The organism is Pseudomonas sp. HMWF021 (assembly GCF_003061005.1).
Lineage (GTDB): Bacteria > Pseudomonadota > Gammaproteobacteria > Pseudomonadales > Pseudomonadaceae > Aquipseudomonas.
Genome location: NZ_QAIK01000143.1, coordinates 25,402 through 41,060, shown reverse-complemented (window position 1 = coordinate 41,060; position 15,659 = coordinate 25,402). Strand labels below are relative to the sequence as shown.

General features: G+C 61.6%; 16 protein-coding genes. 8 read left to right on the top strand and 8 right to left on the bottom strand.

The window, feature by feature from the left end:
* Positions 1 to 3: 3 nt before the first annotated feature.
* Positions 4 to 957: a class I SAM-dependent methyltransferase gene (locus tag DBR18_RS19805; protein WP_108591575.1), complete on the bottom strand. Its 954-nt coding sequence runs from the start codon at positions 955 to 957 to the stop codon at positions 4 to 6.
* Between the two features lie 10 nt (positions 958 to 967).
* Positions 968 to 2,347: an iron-containing redox enzyme family protein gene (locus tag DBR18_RS19800; RefSeq protein ID WP_108591574.1), complete on the bottom strand. Its 1,380-nt coding sequence runs from the start codon at positions 2,345 to 2,347 to the stop codon at positions 968 to 970.
* A 336-nt stretch (positions 2,348 to 2,683) separates the two neighbouring features.
* Between DBR18_RS19800 and DBR18_RS19795 the strand changes: the two genes are divergently transcribed.
* A complete protein-coding gene (locus tag DBR18_RS19795) occupies positions 2,684 to 3,142 on the top strand; it encodes a transposase (protein ID WP_108591573.1) in 459 nt (152 codons plus the stop codon).
* Positions 3,143 to 3,233: 91 nt separating this feature from the next.
* On the opposite strand, the gene DBR18_RS19790 is transcribed toward DBR18_RS19795, so the two are convergent.
* Positions 3,234 to 3,992, bottom strand: coding sequence for a tellurite resistance TerB family protein (locus DBR18_RS19790; RefSeq protein ID WP_108591572.1), 759 nt, complete (start codon positions 3,990 to 3,992; stop codon positions 3,234 to 3,236).
* Positions 3,993 to 4,254: 262 nt separating this feature from the next.
* On the opposite strand from DBR18_RS19790, the gene pcsA reads away from it, so the two are divergent.
* Positions 4,255 to 4,977 carry a phosphatidylcholine synthase gene (pcsA, locus tag DBR18_RS19785; protein ID WP_108591571.1) on the top strand — a complete coding sequence of 241 codons (723 nt, stop codon included), beginning with the start codon at positions 4,255 to 4,257 and terminating at the stop codon, positions 4,975 to 4,977.
* Positions 4,978 to 5,092: 115 nt separating this feature from the next.
* Here the strand turns inward: pcsA and DBR18_RS19780 are convergent, their stop codons facing one another.
* Complete coding sequence (locus tag DBR18_RS19780; protein ID WP_108591570.1) at positions 5,093 to 5,905, bottom strand: class I SAM-dependent methyltransferase; 813 nt, start codon at positions 5,903 to 5,905, stop codon at positions 5,093 to 5,095.
* 30 nt (positions 5,906 to 5,935) lie between these two features.
* Positions 5,936 to 6,208 (bottom strand): DUF4242 domain-containing protein, encoded by a 273-nt coding sequence (locus DBR18_RS19775; RefSeq protein WP_108591569.1) that lies wholly within the window; start codon positions 6,206 to 6,208, stop codon positions 5,936 to 5,938.
* A gap of 369 nt (positions 6,209 to 6,577) precedes the next feature.
* Between DBR18_RS19775 and DBR18_RS19770 the strand changes: the two genes are divergently transcribed.
* Together DBR18_RS19770 and DBR18_RS19765 are read left to right on the top strand one after the other, a co-directional pair.
* On the top strand, positions 6,578 to 7,624 hold the full coding sequence (locus DBR18_RS19770; protein WP_108591568.1) for a class I SAM-dependent methyltransferase: 1,047 nt from the start codon (positions 6,578 to 6,580) through the stop codon (positions 7,622 to 7,624).
* A 152-nt stretch (positions 7,625 to 7,776) separates the two neighbouring features.
* On the top strand, positions 7,777 to 8,619 hold the full coding sequence (locus DBR18_RS19765) for an NAD-dependent protein deacetylase (protein ID WP_108591567.1): 843 nt from the start codon (positions 7,777 to 7,779) through the stop codon (positions 8,617 to 8,619).
* A gap of 94 nt (positions 8,620 to 8,713) precedes the next feature.
* On the opposite strand, the gene DBR18_RS19760 is transcribed toward DBR18_RS19765, so the two are convergent.
* Positions 8,714 to 9,613, bottom strand: coding sequence for a LysR family transcriptional regulator (locus DBR18_RS19760; protein WP_108591566.1), 900 nt, complete (start codon positions 9,611 to 9,613; stop codon positions 8,714 to 8,716).
* 267 nt (positions 9,614 to 9,880) lie between these two features.
* On the opposite strand from DBR18_RS19760, the gene DBR18_RS19755 reads away from it, so the two are divergent.
* Genes DBR18_RS19755 through DBR18_RS19745 form a run of 3 tightly spaced genes read left to right on the top strand, consistent with a single transcriptional unit; the run spans position 9,881 to position 12,462 of the window.
* Entirely contained in the window at positions 9,881 to 10,579 is a 699-nt protein-coding gene (locus DBR18_RS19755; RefSeq protein WP_016983257.1) for a CoA transferase subunit A, read from the top strand.
* Positions 10,580 to 10,603: 24 nt separating this feature from the next.
* Positions 10,604 to 11,269, top strand: a complete 666-nt coding sequence (locus tag DBR18_RS19750) for a CoA transferase subunit B (protein ID WP_016774134.1) — start codon at positions 10,604 to 10,606, stop codon at positions 11,267 to 11,269.
* A gap of 11 nt (positions 11,270 to 11,280) precedes the next feature.
* Positions 11,281 to 12,462 (top strand): acetyl-CoA C-acetyltransferase, encoded by a 1,182-nt coding sequence (locus DBR18_RS19745; protein WP_108591565.1) that lies wholly within the window; start codon positions 11,281 to 11,283, stop codon positions 12,460 to 12,462.
* 248 nt (positions 12,463 to 12,710) lie between these two features.
* On the opposite strand, the gene DBR18_RS19740 is transcribed toward DBR18_RS19745, so the two are convergent.
* Positions 12,711 to 14,030: an Nramp family divalent metal transporter gene (locus DBR18_RS19740; protein ID WP_108591564.1), complete on the bottom strand. Its 1,320-nt coding sequence runs from the start codon at positions 14,028 to 14,030 to the stop codon at positions 12,711 to 12,713.
* 145 nt (positions 14,031 to 14,175) lie between these two features.
* Positions 14,176 to 14,712: a chalcone isomerase family protein gene (locus tag DBR18_RS19735; RefSeq protein ID WP_108591563.1), complete on the bottom strand. Its 537-nt coding sequence runs from the start codon at positions 14,710 to 14,712 to the stop codon at positions 14,176 to 14,178.
* Positions 14,713 to 14,859: 147 nt separating this feature from the next.
* Here DBR18_RS19735 and DBR18_RS19730 point away from each other — a divergent pair, with 147 nt between their 5' ends.
* Positions 14,860 to 15,642 carry a hypothetical protein gene (locus DBR18_RS19730; protein ID WP_108591562.1) on the top strand — a complete coding sequence of 261 codons (783 nt, stop codon included), beginning with the start codon at positions 14,860 to 14,862 and terminating at the stop codon, positions 15,640 to 15,642.
* Positions 15,643 to 15,659: the final 17 nt, after the last annotated feature.

The window sequence follows — 15,659 nt, the reverse complement described above, 5'->3', positions numbered from 1 at the left end:
GTGTCAGCCAATGCGGGTCACGGTCAGCGCGACCACGGCTATCCGGTCCACTCGCTGGTAGCCGGGGTTCAACAGCTCTTCACCGAATACGTCGGGATCCAACTCGCGATAGGTCCAGCCGAATCGCGTCGAATCCAGGCGCGGCACCACGGTGTCGAAAAACGGATCGCGGCCATCGACCATTGCCACGCCGGTGTACAGCAGCAACGAGCCACCGGGCGCCAGCCGATTGAGCGCCTGCTCGACGATGCGCAGCGACAAACCGGCCCCCAGTGAACCGCCGCCATGCCGATAGGCACGGCCGGCCGGGTCAGCCATGTACGGCGGGTTGGCGACGATCAGGTCGAAATTGCCGTCGGTGCCCTGCAGCACATCGCTGGCCTGCACCTGGACATTGGCGACCTCGGCCAGCGCCGCGTTGATCGCGGTCAGGCGCAGCGCGGCGGGATTGATATCGACGGCCAGCACCTCGGCTTCACGGCGTGCACGGGCAATCAGGATCGCGCCGACGCCGGCACCGCAGCCGATGTCCACGGCGCGCTGAATCGGTGCAAAGCTCTGCTGCAGATGCGCGTGAATAAGCTGCGCGAAACGGTAGGTGTCAGGGCCGAAAAACACCGAGTCGGCGGCATCGGTGGGAAAGCCCGAATGCACTAACAACAAGTCATCCAGACTCGACCAGCGCACCCGGCTCTTCAGGCGGCCGTCGTAGACATCGATCACCTGAGCATCCTGCAGTTGCCGCTGTTCATCGGCGGACAGCAGTCCCGGCTCAAACGGGCGCGACCAGCCGAACACGTCACGCAAGGTCTCCGCAGCCTGCCCTTCGTCACGCTGGTTGACGCGCTGATGGGTCAGTGGCGTTGGCGTGACAAATCGATAGCCGTCAGCTTGCAGGCGCCGGCCGAGTTGCAGCAGCGTGAGGTCGTCGGCGGACAATTGTTCTTCCTGATTCATGGATTTTTCCTTAGCGCAGACTGGATTTGAGTTCGATGAAGCGCCGGGTCGCCAACAGACCTGCCGGGTGGGCATGGCGAGCCGGGGACAACCATGGGATCAGCGTCGCCATTTGCGCGTGGCCGTCCTTGCCTTGCAGCTCAGACATCAGGCGCTGTACATCGGGATCGTGCTCGGGCACGGCGGCGTCGGGGGTTGCAACCTGACGGGTGCGTCTTGGTGCTTTGCGTTGCTCGGACGGTGTCCAGTCACCGGCGATCCAGTCGTGCAGCAGCTGCTTTTCATACGGGCTGAACACGCCGAACATTGCCGCACCGTCGCCGTCGATCAACTGCCAGAAGCGGCTGGCCTGCGGATCTTCATGACGCTTGATCCAGCCTTTGTCCTGCATCGCCTGCAGGAACCCCGGCAGTTGCTCGGGCGTGGCCAGCCACTGATTGACGGTCTTGCCTTCAAAGCGGCAATAGTCCGAGTGCATGTGCTGACCGAACGGACGTTTGCGCTCGAGCATCGCCAGCACTTCGTGTTCCAGGTCAAAACCTTCGATGATCGCGCGGCTGCCCTGCCCCAGGTCGTTGAGTCGATAGCCCAGCGAAACCCGGCGCAGGAATTCGCCGCGATCGGCTTCCAGCGGCAGCAGATCGAGCACCGACTGTACGGCTTTTTGCGCATGGCCGGTGCTGGCGTTGTCGATGGTCACGTGGAGGGTGAAGTAGTACGGGTCAAGGCCCAGTTCGCTGAGTTCGTAAGCGCTGATCAGCAAGTGCAGCGGCAATTGTTCGTAACCGAGGTTGTAGCCGATCACCTCCGGCAGAAAGCTCTCGCCGCAGGCACCGAGCGCCAGTTGCAGCGCGCCTTGCAGGTAGCGTTCGTCGGCGATGGCGCTGGCGTCTTGCAAACCGTGTTCGGCGAGCAGTTTGCGGTAGATCACCACGTGGTTCTGCGCCGGATTGCCGTCGCCGAGTTCTTCCAGATAGGTGCACAGCAACCCGTCGAAACGCGGGTCGCGCCATTGCGGCAGCAGGCCGTACAGCCACGCACCGTCCACCAGCTTCGTCGGCGCCACGGCTTGCAGAAAGTACAGCGCATGGGCCTTGTTGCTGAAGAACTGGCGCGGCCCGCCGGCCTGGCGCTGTTGCAGGTAGTCGGCGTATTGCCGGGCGACTTCGGCGCAATGTCCAGCGACCCAGGCTTGCCAGACAGATGGATTCTGCGGCAGCTCTTCAGGCAACTGCGCGGCACGCAGCAACTGTTCATCGAGAAAATCATGCGCGAGTCTCTCAGACTGATCGTCGAGCAACAGCGCTTCATAAATACGCCGCAGATCACCGTCGGCAATGATCGGCTGTTGCTGCGCGCTCGGCGCTTGCAGGGGAGTCAGGGCAGTCATGTCAGTGTTCTCGTTCGGTTGGCCGTTCAGGGCGTTGTTTCACGCCTCTACAGCAGCAGAGCAACCGCTACGGATAAAAATTCAATCGACATGAAAATTGCCCTGACGGACGGCGGGATTAGCACCGGTTTTCTTTCACTTGATCACTTGACCACTTGACCACTTGACCACTTGACCACTGTAGGAGCTGCCGAAGGCTGCGATCTTTTGATCTTCAAAAATCAAAAGATCGCAGCCTTCGGCAGCTCCTACATTTACATCGTGTAATGGCTTTGGTTCGCGGATTGTTTTTGGAGCGCTAGTGTTCTAGGACGATGGTTTATGGAGGGCAATGGAATGCCTGAGGCTGCAAGAGCGTGCGGTTTACGCAAGGGGCGGTATTCGGAGGTTGGGCGGGTTTATTTGTTGACGGCAGTTATTGAAGAGCGTCGGCCGATTTTTGCCGACTGGAGAATCGGACGATTGTTGATTGAACAGATGCGCGCGGCGGATGAGGCAGGATTGGTTGTGTCTTTGGCTTGGGTGGCCATGCCGGATCACCTGCATTGGCTCGTTGAGCTCAAGCGAGGTTCTCTGGCGCAATTGATGTGCCGCGTCAAATCACGCAGCAGTCGCTCGGTCAACCTGCTGCGAGGCAACTCGGAGCCGCTGTGGCAGCGCGGTTATCACGACCGGGCCTTGCGTCGCGATGAAAATTTGAAAGCGGCCGCCCGCTACATCGTCATGAATCCATTGCGGGCCGGTCTGGTACAGCGCTTGGGTGATTACCCGTTGTGGGACGCAATTTGGCTTTGAGGATCAAAAGATCGCAGCCTTCGGCAGCTCCTACATGTGAAACGCTTTCCCCTGTAGGAGCTGCCGAAGGCTGCGATCTTTTGACGTTGCGTCAAGCCTGCCCCTTGGCCTGCTGCTCCAGATGCACCTGCAATTGCGGATCGATCTGCAACGCCGCCGCCAGTTCATCCAGGTAGTTGCGTTCGGCGTCCTGCTGGTCGTCCACCAGGATCACGCTGACCAGGTACATTTCGGCGGCCATGGCCGGGTCGCCGTTGGCGGCCTCGGCGACTTCGTTCGCGTCCAGCGGTTTGGCGACCTCGCTTTCAAACCACTGCTGCAATTGCGGGTCATCGGTGTGCTTGCTGATTTCACCATTGATCATCTGCTGTTCCCGGGCATCGATCTCACCGTCGGCCTTGGCCGCCGCGATCAGCGCCCGCAGTACCGCATGGCTGTGTTCTTCGACTTCGGGGCCGGCCAGCAGATTCGCCGTTTGCGGGATCTGTTGCGGCGCTGCGGATGCCTGGCTGCGTTGCCAGGCCTGATACGCCTGGAACGCCATCATCCCCAGCGAAGCGAGCGCCGCATAATTGGTGCCGCCGGAACGGCTTTGTGTACCGCCACCACCCAGTGCCCCGCCGAGCGCGCCGCCCAACCCACCGCTACTGCCACCGCCAAGCAGACCACCCAGCAATCCACCCAGACCGCCCAGTCCACCGGGCTGCGCGCCACTGGCACCTGCGCTCGCGCCGCCGCCCAAAAGACCGCCGAGCAGGCCGCCCAAACCACCGCCAGCCGAGGCACCGCTTTGTTGTCCCGCCGAGGCCTGGCCTCGCAGCAGTTGTTCAAGCAAATCGCTGGTGTTCATGATCTCGTCCTCAGGCATTGGCGTTAACCGCGTCAGGCAACAATAGACCGCCGCAGCCATCGCGCCAGCACCGTTTGGCTGACACCGACTGTCGTCGGTGAATCTCGCCAGCGTATTTTTTGCGCAGCCAGCTAAGATTCAAAGGTGATGAACCTTATCCCGGCCAAACCGGTCGATAGCTGCAACCCCGACCCGGTTTGCCGGCACCCTTGCTCCCCGAGGGTGATACCCGGCTTGCTTCATTTTTCTGGAGAACGCCCCTGTGATATCGACCGTACACATCGCCAGGCTCAAAGCATGGGGCGCCCATGGTTTTACCGCGACTGGCGTGGTCACTGCCTTTCTGGCGACCCTCGCGCTGCTGGAGAACCAGCCGACCCATTGCCTGATGTGGCTGGGCGTGGCGCTGATCGTCGATGGTCTCGACGGCGCATTGGCGCGCAAGGTCAATGTGCAATCGGTGCTGCCGAGTTTCGACGGCTCGATCCTCGATCTGGTGATCGACTACCTGACCTACGTGTTCATTCCGGCGCTGTTCATCTATCGCTACATCCCGCTGCCGGACTACACCTTGCTGCTGACCGTGTCGCTGATTCTGGTGTCGTCGCTGTTCTGCTTCTGCAACGTCAACATGAAGAGCAAGGACAATTACTTTGTCGGCTTCCCAGCCGCGTGGAACGTCGTTGCTTTGTGCCTCTACATTATCAACCCGGGGCCGTGGATCACTTTCCTGACCGTCATCGGCCTGGCCCTGCTGACCGTCACCCGGATGAAATTCCTCCATCCGTTCCGCGTGCGCCGGTTCATGCCGATCAACATCGCGGTGACGGCAATCTGGCTGCTGTGCAGCCTGTCGCTGGTGCTCAATCACCCGGTGATCAATCCGCTGGTGATGGGTTTGTGGCTGCTGATGTCGGCTTACTTTCTGGGGATCTGCATCTGGCGCACGGCGCTGGAGTGGTTTGATGGGAAGCACCTGAAATAAACCTACCCCGTCCCATGTAGGAGCTGCCGCAGGCTGCGATCTTTTGATCTGCTTTTAAAACCAAGATCAAAAGATCGCAGCCTGCGGCAGCTCCTACAGGGGGTTCATTGGTGTCTCAGCGTTTAGTGAGAACCACCTCCAGATACTCGCTCGGCACCACCAGCGATCCCTCCCCTGCCCGGTTCGACCGGTTGAGCAAATCCGCCAGATCACTCTCCAGCGCCTGCGCGCTTTCCGGTGGCAGCGCCGCAAATGCCTTGTGCACCGGCCCGTACCAGTGGCGGAAAATGTCGATGAAATGCGCCGCCGAGCGATAGCGAAAGTTGAACGTGCGCCGGGTGACCTGCAGCAAAAATTCACGTTCGTCGAAATGGCTGTGCAGCCACGCTTCGGTGCCCCAGTTCGACGGCGGCTGGGCCACGGGGGGCGGTGGCACATGGCGGCCTAGCAGCTTGAACATCTGCCCGACGAAACCTTCCGGCGTCCAGTTTGCCAGGCCGATCCGCCCGCCTCGCCGGCAGACCCGAGCCAGTTCTGCTGCCGCAGTGGCGTGATCCGGAGCGAACATCACGCCGAAGGTCGAAAGCACCGCATCGTAACTCTCATCGGCGAACGGCAACGCTTCGGCATCGGCGACCTGAAAGGTCACGTCCAGATGCTCGGCCCGCGCCCGATCCTGGCCTCGCTCCAACAGCGCCGCCACGTAGTCGGTGGACGTCACCAGACATCCACGCCGGGCCGCCGCCAGCGTCGCATTGCCATTGCCCGCGGCCACGTCCAGCACCTGCTCGTCACAGCGCAGGTCGCAAGCTTCGGCGAGGTTTTCACCGACGATCTGCAGGGTGGTACCGATCACCGCGTAATCGCCGCTGGCCCAGGCGACTTTCTGGCGCTCCTTCAGGCCGGCCAGATCAATAGGGGTGCTCATCTATTGCGCTCCGCTGCAGTCGGGTTGACGTCATTCAGCCGTGGTCGGGTCGATGACCGTCATCACCCGCGCCACACTGTTGGCCGGAAAACCGCCAAGCCTGGCGTGTTCGCGCACCTGCTCTTCATCCGGTGCGATGTACACGCAATAGATCTTGTCGGCAGTGACATAGCTGTGCAGCCATTGCACGTGCGGCCCGAGCTCGCGCAACACCTGACAGGAGGTTTGCGACACGGCTTTGAGTTCTTGCTCCGACAGCTTTCCGGCCCCTGCAATCTCGCGTTCAATCACGAATTTCGGCATGGCAACCTCGCGTTCTTCTTATCAGTGACGGGGCCGGCAGTGGCCCTGCTCATTCACTATCGCGCCGAGGGTCATCGGCGTCCCTGCCAATCGTCCGAAGAGCCCGTGAAACACCGACTCGGCCGATGAATGGCGCACTTGTGTAAAGCCCCCGAAACACAGACGGCGATGGCGCATCACCCACCACCTGTGGGAGTCACAAAGCCTGCAGCTTGCTACAGCCCGACTAGACTGTTTCATTACCCAGTCGAGGGGGAATGCAGGACGACGTCTGCTGTGCCCTGCCCACTTCTGTGACCACCGCCCTGCGGCCCATGCCTCGACAACGTTTTGCCACCGGACGGTGATCCTGTATCAGGAGCACTCGTGATGGACGAAACAAGACTCAACGCATTCATGGGCAAACTGGTCAACGACATGGGCGGCGCGGCGATGCTGGCCAACGTCATCGTCGGCGAAGAACTCGGCCTGTACCGGGCAATGGCTGACAATCAGCCAGTCAGCCCGCAGACCCTTGCTGAAAAAACCGCCTGCAACCCGCGCCTGGTGCGCGAATGGCTGAGCGCCCACGCGGCCTCCGGTTATCTGGAACACCGCGATGGACTGTTCCGCCTGCCAGAAGAACAGGCACAGGCACTGGCCGTGGAAAACTCGCCGCAATATGTCGCTGGCGGTCTCGGGATCGTGGCCTCTTTTTTCCTCGACAAAGACAAACTGATCAAAGCCATGCGCGGCAACGGCGCTCTGCCATGGGGCGATCATCATCCGTGCATGTTCAGCGGCACCGAGCGGTTCTTTCGACCCGGCTACAAGGGTCATCTGATCAACGAGTGGTTGCCGGCCCTGGACGGGGTGGTGGCAAAGCTTGAGGCCGGCGCGAAGGTCGCCGACATCGGCTGCGGGCATGGCGCCTCGACGGTGATCATGGCCCAGGCGTTTCCCAATTCGCGCTTCGTCGGCTTCGACTACCACGCCCCGTCGATCACCGTCGCCACCCAACGCGCCGAGGAAGGTGGCGTCAGCAGTCGGGTGCGGTTCCTGGAAGGATCGGCGAAGGACTTCCCGGACAACGACTACGACCTGATCTGCTATTTCGACTGCCTGCATGACATGGGCGATCCGGTCGGTGCGGCCCGACATGCACTGCAGTCGCTCAAGGATGACGGTACCGTGCTGTTGGTCGAACCGTTCGCCAATGACTCGCTGGACGACAACATCACGCCAGTGGGCCGGTTGTTCTATGCGGCCTCGACGTTTATCTGCACACCCAATTCGCTGTCTCAGGAGGTCGGGCTCGGGCTTGGCGCACAGGCCGGCGAATCACAGCTGCGCAAGGTGTTTGCCGAGGCGGGTTTCAGCAGGTTCCGCCGAGCGGCACAAACGCCGTTCAACCTGATTCTGGAGGCGCGCAAGTAACTCACCGCTATCCCTTGTCGCCAGGAAGTTCGCTCCCGTCGGGTTGCCAAGGCCCCAAAAAACCGGCCTGTTGCGCTATCGGGCGGGAGCAAGCTCCCTCGCCACAGGGTTAGTGCTACCCTGCGGGCATCGTCCTCCCCGGAGTGCTGAACATGCTCGACAGCCCCATCCGTGAACACCTCGATACGCTGCAACAGGCCATGGCCGATGGCGACTTTCTGGTCCTGACCGGCGCCGGCATCAGTACGCCGTCGGGTATTCCGGATTACCGCGACAGCGAAGGCGTGCGCCGAGGCCGGCAGCCGATGATGTATCAGGAGTTTCTCGCCGCCCCCGAGTCGCGCCGCCGCTATTGGGCACGGGCCATGCTCGGCTGGCCGCGAGTGCGTCAGGCGCAGCCGAATGCGGCGCATGCAGCGTTGGCCGATTTGCAGCGCCAGGGGCGGATCAGTGGCTTGATCACACAGAACGTCGACACCCTGCACGATCAGGCCGGCAGTCACGATGTGATCGAGTTGCACGGCAGCCTGCATTGGGTGGTGTGCCTGGATTGCGGCCAGCGCAGCGCCCGGGACGACATTCAGCAACGGATGGTCGAGCAGAATCCGTATCTCGTCGGGGTCGATGCGATACAAGCGCCAGACGGCGACACCCTGCTCGATCCGGCCTTCGAAGCGCGCTTTCAAACCCCGCAATGTCCCTTTTGCGCAGGCGAGCGCATGAAACCGGACGTGGTGTTCTTCGGCGAGAACGTGGCGCAGCCGACGGCGGCGCGGGCCATGGCCGCAGCGGAAAATGCCGAGGGTTTGCTGGTGGTGGGTTCGTCGCTGATGGCCTATTCGGCGTTCCGTCTGTGCCGGGTCATCGCCGATCGCGGCAAGCCGTTGATGGCGATCAATCTGGGCAAGACCCGGGCCGATGACCTGCTCAACCTGAAAATCGAGGCGTCATGCGAGCAGCTGCTGCCATTGCTGGCGCAACATTTGTCCAGCTGAATCCGCACTCCCCGTGTAGGAGCTGCCGAAGGCTGCGATCTTTTGATTTTGTTTTTAAAGATCAACATCAAAAGATCGCAGCCTGCGGCAGCTCCTACAGGGACGGTGTGGTTAAGGACCACTGTTCGGCCTTGAGGATGTCGAACAGTGCCTGCGCCGCCGCCGACAGCTCATTGCCCGGCTCGGTCAGCACGCCAATCGCCCGTTCCACCGAGTCATTCAAAGTCAGGCAACGGGCGCCCAGCTCCAGCATCTGCTCGGCGCACAACGCCGGCACTGCACTCACCCCCAGCCCGCTGGCGACCATGCGCCCGACCGTTGCCAGTTGATGGCTCTCGAATTCTACCGGCAGTTTCATGCCCCGGGCCTGCAAGTGTTCTTCGAGCATCACCCGCACCGTTGACGGTCGCTGCAGGGTGATGAACGGTTCCTGCAGCAAGGTCTGCCAATCGATCTCGCCGCACCCGGCCAGCGCGCCATCCTGCGGCACCACGGCGACAAAGCGGTCCATGTACAGCGGGGTAAACGTCAGCGAAGTGCTCTGCATCGGCTCGAACGCCACACCCAGTTCCACCTGGCGGTCGCGGACCATTTCCAGCACTTGCTCGTTGATCACGTCGTTGACCGTGACGTTGACGTTCGGATAGCGCGCGCGGAACGTCTTGAGGATCGGCGGCAGCAGGTTGCCGGCAAACGACGGCATCGCCGCCAGCGTCACCCGCCCGCGTTGCAGGCTGAAGCGCTGGCGCATTTCGTCTTCGGCGTTGTCCCAGTCGGCAATCAGGCGCCGGGCCAGCGGCAGCAAGGATTCACCCTCGGCGGTCAGCGCCACGTTGCGCGTATTGCGACTGAACAGCCGCCCGCCGAGGCCCTCTTCCAGCGCCTTGATGGTCAGGCTCAGCGCCGATTGCGACAGGTGCAGGCGCTCGCAGGCCACGGCGAAACTCAGGCTCTGAGCCACGGCGAGAAAGGCGCGGATCTGTTTGATGGTCATACTGGATACCTTACCGTTTCAACGTCGTACCCACTGTAGGAGCTGCCGCAGGCTGCGATCTTTTGATCTTGATCTTGAAAAACAACATCAAAAGATCGTCCGAACGCGGCCCGAGCCTTCGGCAGCTCCTACACAGGGTAACAAACAACACTGTTGAGTTTTATCTATCAATCAACCTTAAAAATCAACTTAACAAATATATCCTTCAGCGAGACACTCCAGTCATTCGGCTAGCCAGCCGCCCGACAAACAATAAAAGAGGTGCATATGGCAGGTTTCGACAAGCGCGTGAGTTCCTACGAGGAAGCTCTGGCCGGTCTTGAAGACGGCATGACCGTGATCGCCGGCGGCTTCGGCCTGTGCGGCATACCGGAAAACCTGATCGCCGAGATCAAGCGCAAGGGCACCCGCGACCTCACCGTGGTCTCCAACAACTGCGGCGTCGACGGTTTCGGCCTGGGCGTGCTGCTCACCGATCGCCAGATCAGCAAAGTCATCGCCTCCTACGTCGGCGAAAACAAACTGTTCGAAGAGCAACTGCTCAAGGGCGACATCGAAGTCATCCTGACCCCGCAAGGCACCCTCGCCGAGAAAATGCGCGCAGGCGGTGCCGGCATCCCGGCCTTCTTCACCGCCACCGGCGTCGGCACCCCGGTCGCCGAAGGCAAGGAAGTGCGCGAATTCAAAGGGCGCAAGTACCTGATGGAAGAGTCCATCACCGGCGACTTCGCCATCGTCAAAGGCTGGAAAGCCGACCATTTCGGTAACGTCATCTACCGTCACACCGCGCAGAACTTCAACCCGCTGGCTGCCACCGCCGGCAAGATCACCGTGGTCGAAGTCGAAGAAATCGTCGAACCCGGCGAGCTGGATCCGTCGCAGATCCACACCCCCGGTATCTACGTCGACCGGGTCATTTGCGGCACGTTCGAAAAGCGCATCGAACAGCGCACCATCCGCAAATAACTGAAGCTGACGGAGAATAACAACATGGCACTTACCCGCGAACAAATGGCTCAGCGCGTCGCCCGCGAAATGCAGGACGGCTACTACGTGAACCTCGGCATCGGCATTCCAACCCTGGTCGCCAACTACATTCCCGAAGGCATGGAAGTCATGCTGCAATCGGAAAACGGCCTGCTCGGCATGGGCCCGTTTCCGACTGAAGAGACCATCGATGCCGACATGATCAACGCCGGCAAACAGACGGTGACCGCGCGCATCGGCGCATCGATTTTCAACTCCGCCGAATCCTTCGCGATGATTCGCGGCGGCCATGTCGACCTGACCGTGCTGGGCGCGTTCGAAGTCGACGTCGAAGGCAACATCGCCTCGTGGATGATTCCCGGCAAACTGGTCAAGGGCATGGGCGGCGCGATGGATCTGGTGGCTGGCGCCGACAACATCATCGTGATCATGACCCACGCCTCCAAGGACGGTGAGTCCAAACTCTTGGCCAAATGCAGCCTGCCGCTGACCGGCGCCGGGTGCATCAAGCGTGTGCTGACCGATCTTGCCTACCTGGAAATCGAAAATGGCGCTTTTGTCCTCAAGGAACGCGCACCTGGCGTCAGCGTCGAGGAAATTGTCGCCAAAACCGCTGGTAAGCTGATCGTCCCAGATCATGTACCGGAAATGCAGTTCGCTGCCCAGTGAGGAATTCGAAAATGCAAGACGTCGTAATTGTTGCCGCCACCCGTACTGCGATCGGCAGTTTCCAGGGCTCTCTGGCCAGTGTGAGCGCGGTGGATCTGGGCGCGGCGGTGATCCGCCAACTGCTCGAACAGACCGGTCTGGACGGTGCGCAGGTCGATGAAGTGATCATGGGCCAGGTGCTGACCGCCGGCGCCGGCCAGAACCCCGCGCGCCAGGCTGCGATCAAGGCCGGCCTGCCTCACGCCGTGCCGGCCATGACCCTGAACAAGGTCTGCGGCTCGGGCCTGAAAGCCCTGCACCTGGGCGCGCAGGCGATTCGTTGCGGCGACGCCGAGGTGATCATCGCCGGCGGTCAGGAGAATATGAGCTTGTCCAACTACGTGATGCCCGGCGCCCGCACCGGCCTGCGCATGGGGCACGCGCAAATCGTCGACACCATGATCAGCGACGGTCTGTGGGATGCCTTCAACGATTACCACATGGGTATCACCGCCGAAAATCTGGTCGACAAGTACGACATCAGCCGCGAGCAGCAGGACGCCTTCGCCGCCGCTTCGCAGCGCAAAGCGGCGGCTGCCATCGAAGCCGGGCGCTTCGTCGATGAAATCACCCCGATCCTGATCCCGCAGCGCAAAGGCGACCCGGTAGCGTTCAAGGTCGACGAACAACCGCGCGGCGACACCACCGCCGAATCGCTGGCGAAACTGCGTCCGGCGTTCAAGAAGGACGGCAGCGTCACCGCCGGCAACGCTTCGTCGCTGAACGACGGCGCCGCCGCCGTCATCCTGATGAGCGCCGAAAAAGCCAAGGCCCTGGGCCTGCCGGTGCTGGCGAAAATCGCTGCTTACGCCAATGCCGGTGTTGACCCGGCGATCATGGGCATCGGCCCGGTCTCGGCCACCCGTCGCTGCCTCGATAAGGCGGGCTGGACCATCGGCCAACTGGACCTGATCGAAGCCAACGAAGCGTTCGCCGCGCAATCGCTGGCCGTGGCCAAGGACCTGCAATGGGATCTGGACAAGGTCAACGTCAACGGCGGCGCCATCGCCCTCGGTCACCCGATCGGTGCGTCGGGCTGCCGCGTGCTGGTGACCCTGCTGCACGAAATGATCAAGCGTGATGCGAAAAAAGGCCTGGCGACCTTGTGCATCGGCGGCGGTCAGGGTGTGGCGCTGGCGCTGGCGCGCGCTTAACCCCCGAGTTCACAGCGAGTGGTGGATCCACGACATCCGCCGCTGGCTGGCAACAAAAAACCCGGTGCGATTCGCGTTGCACCGGGTGTTTTTTTGCCTGAATTTCGTGTCGATCTTCAAGGCCCTATCGCTGGCAAGCCAGCTCCCACAGGGTCTGTGGCGTACAACGAATTTGAATCCACCCTCAATCACTGTGGGAGCTGGCTTGCCAGCGATAAGGCCAGTTCAGGCAACAGAAAAATCAGGGTTCACACCACCATCTGCAGAATCAACCAGGCATTCGCCCCACTGATCACCACAAACAATCCCCACGCCAGCAGCCGGGTCGGCAGCCGGTTCACAAACGGCCCCATCAGTTGCTTGTCGCTGGTCATGCGGATCAGCGGGTACAACGCAAACGGCAGTTGCAAACTCAGCACCACCTGACTCAACACCAGCAATTTTCCCACCGCGTTATCGCCCATCAGCCACACACCGATAAACGCCGGGATCAGCGCCAGCCCACGGGTGATCAGGCGCCGCTGCCAGCAGGGAATCCGCAGGTTCAGATAGCCTTCCATGATCACCTGCCCGGCGATGGTTCCGGTGAACGTCGAGCTCTGTCCCGACGCCAGCAACGCCACGCCAAACAGCACACTGGCCAGCGCACCGCCCACCAGCGGGTCGAGCAGGTGATAGGCGTCCTGAATGTCCACCACGTCGGTATGCCCGGACTGGTGGAACGCAGCCGCCGCCAAGATCAGAATCGCCGCGTTGACCAGCAGCGCCAGGGCCAGCGAACCGATGGTGTCGATGCGCGCCAGATTCACCGCGTCCTGCTTGCTCGCCAGATCCGTGCCGATCATCCGCGTCTGCACGATCGAGGTGTGCAGGTAGAGGTTGTGCGGCATCACCGTGGCGCCGAGGATGCCGATGGCCAGATACAGCGGCGCGGCATCGCTGATGGCCGAGAGTGATGGCTCGAAACCGGCGAACACGTCCGGCCAATAGGGTTTGATCAGCACCAGTTCGACGAAGAAACACACACCGATGGTTGCCACGAGCACCAGCATGATCGCTTCCAGTCGGCGAAAGCCACGGTTCTGCAGGGCCAGCACCAGCAGCGTGTCGAAGGCTGTCAGGGCAATGCCGAAGGTCAGCGAACAGCCGAGCAACAGGTGAAAGGCCAGGGCGCAGCCGAGCACTTCGGCCAGGTCGGTGGCGATGATCGAGATTTCCGCCAGCACCCATTGCAGGCGCGCGGTCGGGGTGCTGTAGCGGTCGCGGGACAATTGCGCCAGATCGCGGCCGGTGGCGATGCCCAGACGCGAACACAGGCACTGCACGACCATCCCCGCCAGACTCGCCAGCAACACCACAAACAGCAGGCTGTAACCAAAACGCGAACCGGCCTCGATGGCAGTCGCCCAGTTGCCCGGATCCATGTAGCCGATCGACACCAGCAAGCCGGGCCCGGCGAAACGCAGCGCACGTTTGAAGAACGAGGCGCTCGGGTCAACCGCCACACTGCCGGCCACTTCCGGCGGGCAGAACGGCGCGGTGGCGATTTTGGGTAAACTGAATTTCACGCACACATCCAGAAACAGGTTTGAAAGGTGCAGCTTAGAGGTTTCAGGTTCAGGCTTGAAGAGCAAAAAGATCGCAGCCTTCGGCAGCTCCTACAGGGAACGCATTCCAAATGTAGGAGCTGCCGAAGGCTGCGATCTTTTGATCTTAACGCCCCACACCGAGTAACTGCTGACGCAATTCGGGATTGCGCGTACGCGGATCCAGCCAGATATCAAAAAACGCCCGGGCAAACTGCGGATCATCGATCTCGTGCTGCAACTGCTGCCCGACAAAAAACCGTGCCCCCTGCCCCGGCAGGTACACCCCGGTAATCCGCGTGCCAGCCTGCACATCGACGAACGATTGCTGCATCTGGATCTGCCAGCCAGCCAATTGCTCGGGGCTGACGCGGTTCCCCGCGATGCGTTTGATTTCATCGATACTGGCCTTGACCAGATCATCACGGGACACGCTGCGCCGATAGATCAGTTCCAGCGCAAACGGCTGCCCATCGGCCAGCGGGCGCGCCGCGCTCCACATCCGAGCGTTGTATACGTCGAAACCGAACACACTGAAATCTCCGGAGCCAATGACCTGCGCGCCGGGCACGGCGTCCTGCCAATTGGCCCAGGTCGGCGTCAGCAGCAACGCCCACAGACCGATGCCACAACAACCGCGCAACACCTTGGGTGCTCTGTTCATCGCGGCATCGACTCCGGTAAACCCTGATAGTCAGAGCATAGCCGGCGATCAACATCGACACTTTGTATACAATTTTTGTAGAGCAATGCAGCAATCGGCGAGCGGCAATGCTAACGTGGCCCTCTCTCACCCGACGGAGCCTCCCGCGTGTTGATTCTCAAACTGCTGCTGATCCCCGCTTTTCTGCTGCTGATTTCCCTGGCTGGCAAGCGCTGGGGGCCGAGCGTGGCCGGGTGGTTGTCAGGGTTACCGGTGGTGGTCGGGCCGATTCTGTTTTTCCTCGCCATCGAACAGGGGCCGCAGTTTGCCGCGCAATCGGCGGTCGCGGCGCTGTCGGCGATGTTCGCCATGATTGCGTTCTGCGCCACCTATGCGCAGGTGGCGCAGCGGGCAAACTGGCCGTTGGCGCTGACGGTTTCACTGGCGGTGTGGGCGCTCCTGGCGCTGGGGTTATCGCTGATTGCACCGTCGCTGCCGTTCTCGATCGCCGCAGCAGCGATTGCCCTGCTGGCCGCACCGTACCTGTTTCCTCACGTGCAGCCGGTGCTGACTGGCCCGGCGCCAAAGTCCGACAAACTGATCTGGCGGATGATCGCCGGTGCCGCACTGACGCTGCTGGTGACCCTGCTCGCCAGTACCGTGGGCGAGCGCTGGAGTGGATTGCTCGCAGTATTCCCGGTACTCGGCAGCGTCATGGCAGTGTTCTCCCAGCAAGCCCGTGGCCCGGCGTTTACCGCAGCATTACTGCGGGCGACGGCGATCGGCATGTACTCGTTTTCAGCATTTTGCCTGGTGTCGGCGCTGACCCTGCCCACCCTGGGCCTCAGCGGATTCATCGCCGGCGTGGCGGTGTCGGTCGCGATGCTCGGCGTTACTCGCAAACTGCTGGCCCGGCCGGTCCCGGCGCCCAAGGCTGACGCGAGCGCCTGACAAACCGCGCTGGAATG

Excerpts from the sequence above, each read along its gene's own strand:
- DBR18_RS19795 (WP_108591573.1), top strand. The coding sequence starts at position 2,684 with ATGCCTGAGGCTGCAAGAGCGTGCGGTTTACGCAAGGGGCGGTATTCG.
- DBR18_RS19800 (WP_108591574.1), bottom strand. The coding sequence starts at position 2,347 with ATGACTGCCCTGACTCCCCTGCAAGCGCCGAGCGCGCAGCAACAGCCG.
- DBR18_RS19760 (WP_108591566.1), bottom strand. The coding sequence starts at position 9,613 with ATGACCATCAAACAGATCCGCGCCTTTCTCGCCGTGGCTCAGAGCCTG.
- DBR18_RS19750 (WP_016774134.1), top strand. The coding sequence starts at position 10,604 with ATGGCACTTACCCGCGAACAAATGGCTCAGCGCGTCGCCCGCGAAATG.
- DBR18_RS19805 (WP_108591575.1), bottom strand. The coding sequence starts at position 957 with ATGAATCAGGAAGAACAATTGTCCGCCGACGACCTCACGCTGCTGCAA.
- DBR18_RS19770 (WP_108591568.1), top strand. The coding sequence starts at position 6,578 with ATGGACGAAACAAGACTCAACGCATTCATGGGCAAACTGGTCAACGAC.
- DBR18_RS19745 (WP_108591565.1), top strand. The coding sequence starts at position 11,281 with ATGCAAGACGTCGTAATTGTTGCCGCCACCCGTACTGCGATCGGCAGT.
- DBR18_RS19790 (WP_108591572.1), bottom strand. The coding sequence starts at position 3,992 with ATGAACACCAGCGATTTGCTTGAACAACTGCTGCGAGGCCAGGCCTCG.
- DBR18_RS19765 (WP_108591567.1), top strand. The coding sequence starts at position 7,777 with ATGCTCGACAGCCCCATCCGTGAACACCTCGATACGCTGCAACAGGCC.
- DBR18_RS19780 (WP_108591570.1), bottom strand. The coding sequence starts at position 5,905 with ATGAGCACCCCTATTGATCTGGCCGGCCTGAAGGAGCGCCAGAAAGTC.
- DBR18_RS19735 (WP_108591563.1), bottom strand. The coding sequence starts at position 14,712 with ATGAACAGAGCACCCAAGGTGTTGCGCGGTTGTTGTGGCATCGGTCTG.
- DBR18_RS19755 (WP_016983257.1), top strand. The coding sequence starts at position 9,881 with ATGGCAGGTTTCGACAAGCGCGTGAGTTCCTACGAGGAAGCTCTGGCC.
- DBR18_RS19775 (WP_108591569.1), bottom strand. The coding sequence starts at position 6,208 with ATGCCGAAATTCGTGATTGAACGCGAGATTGCAGGGGCCGGAAAGCTG.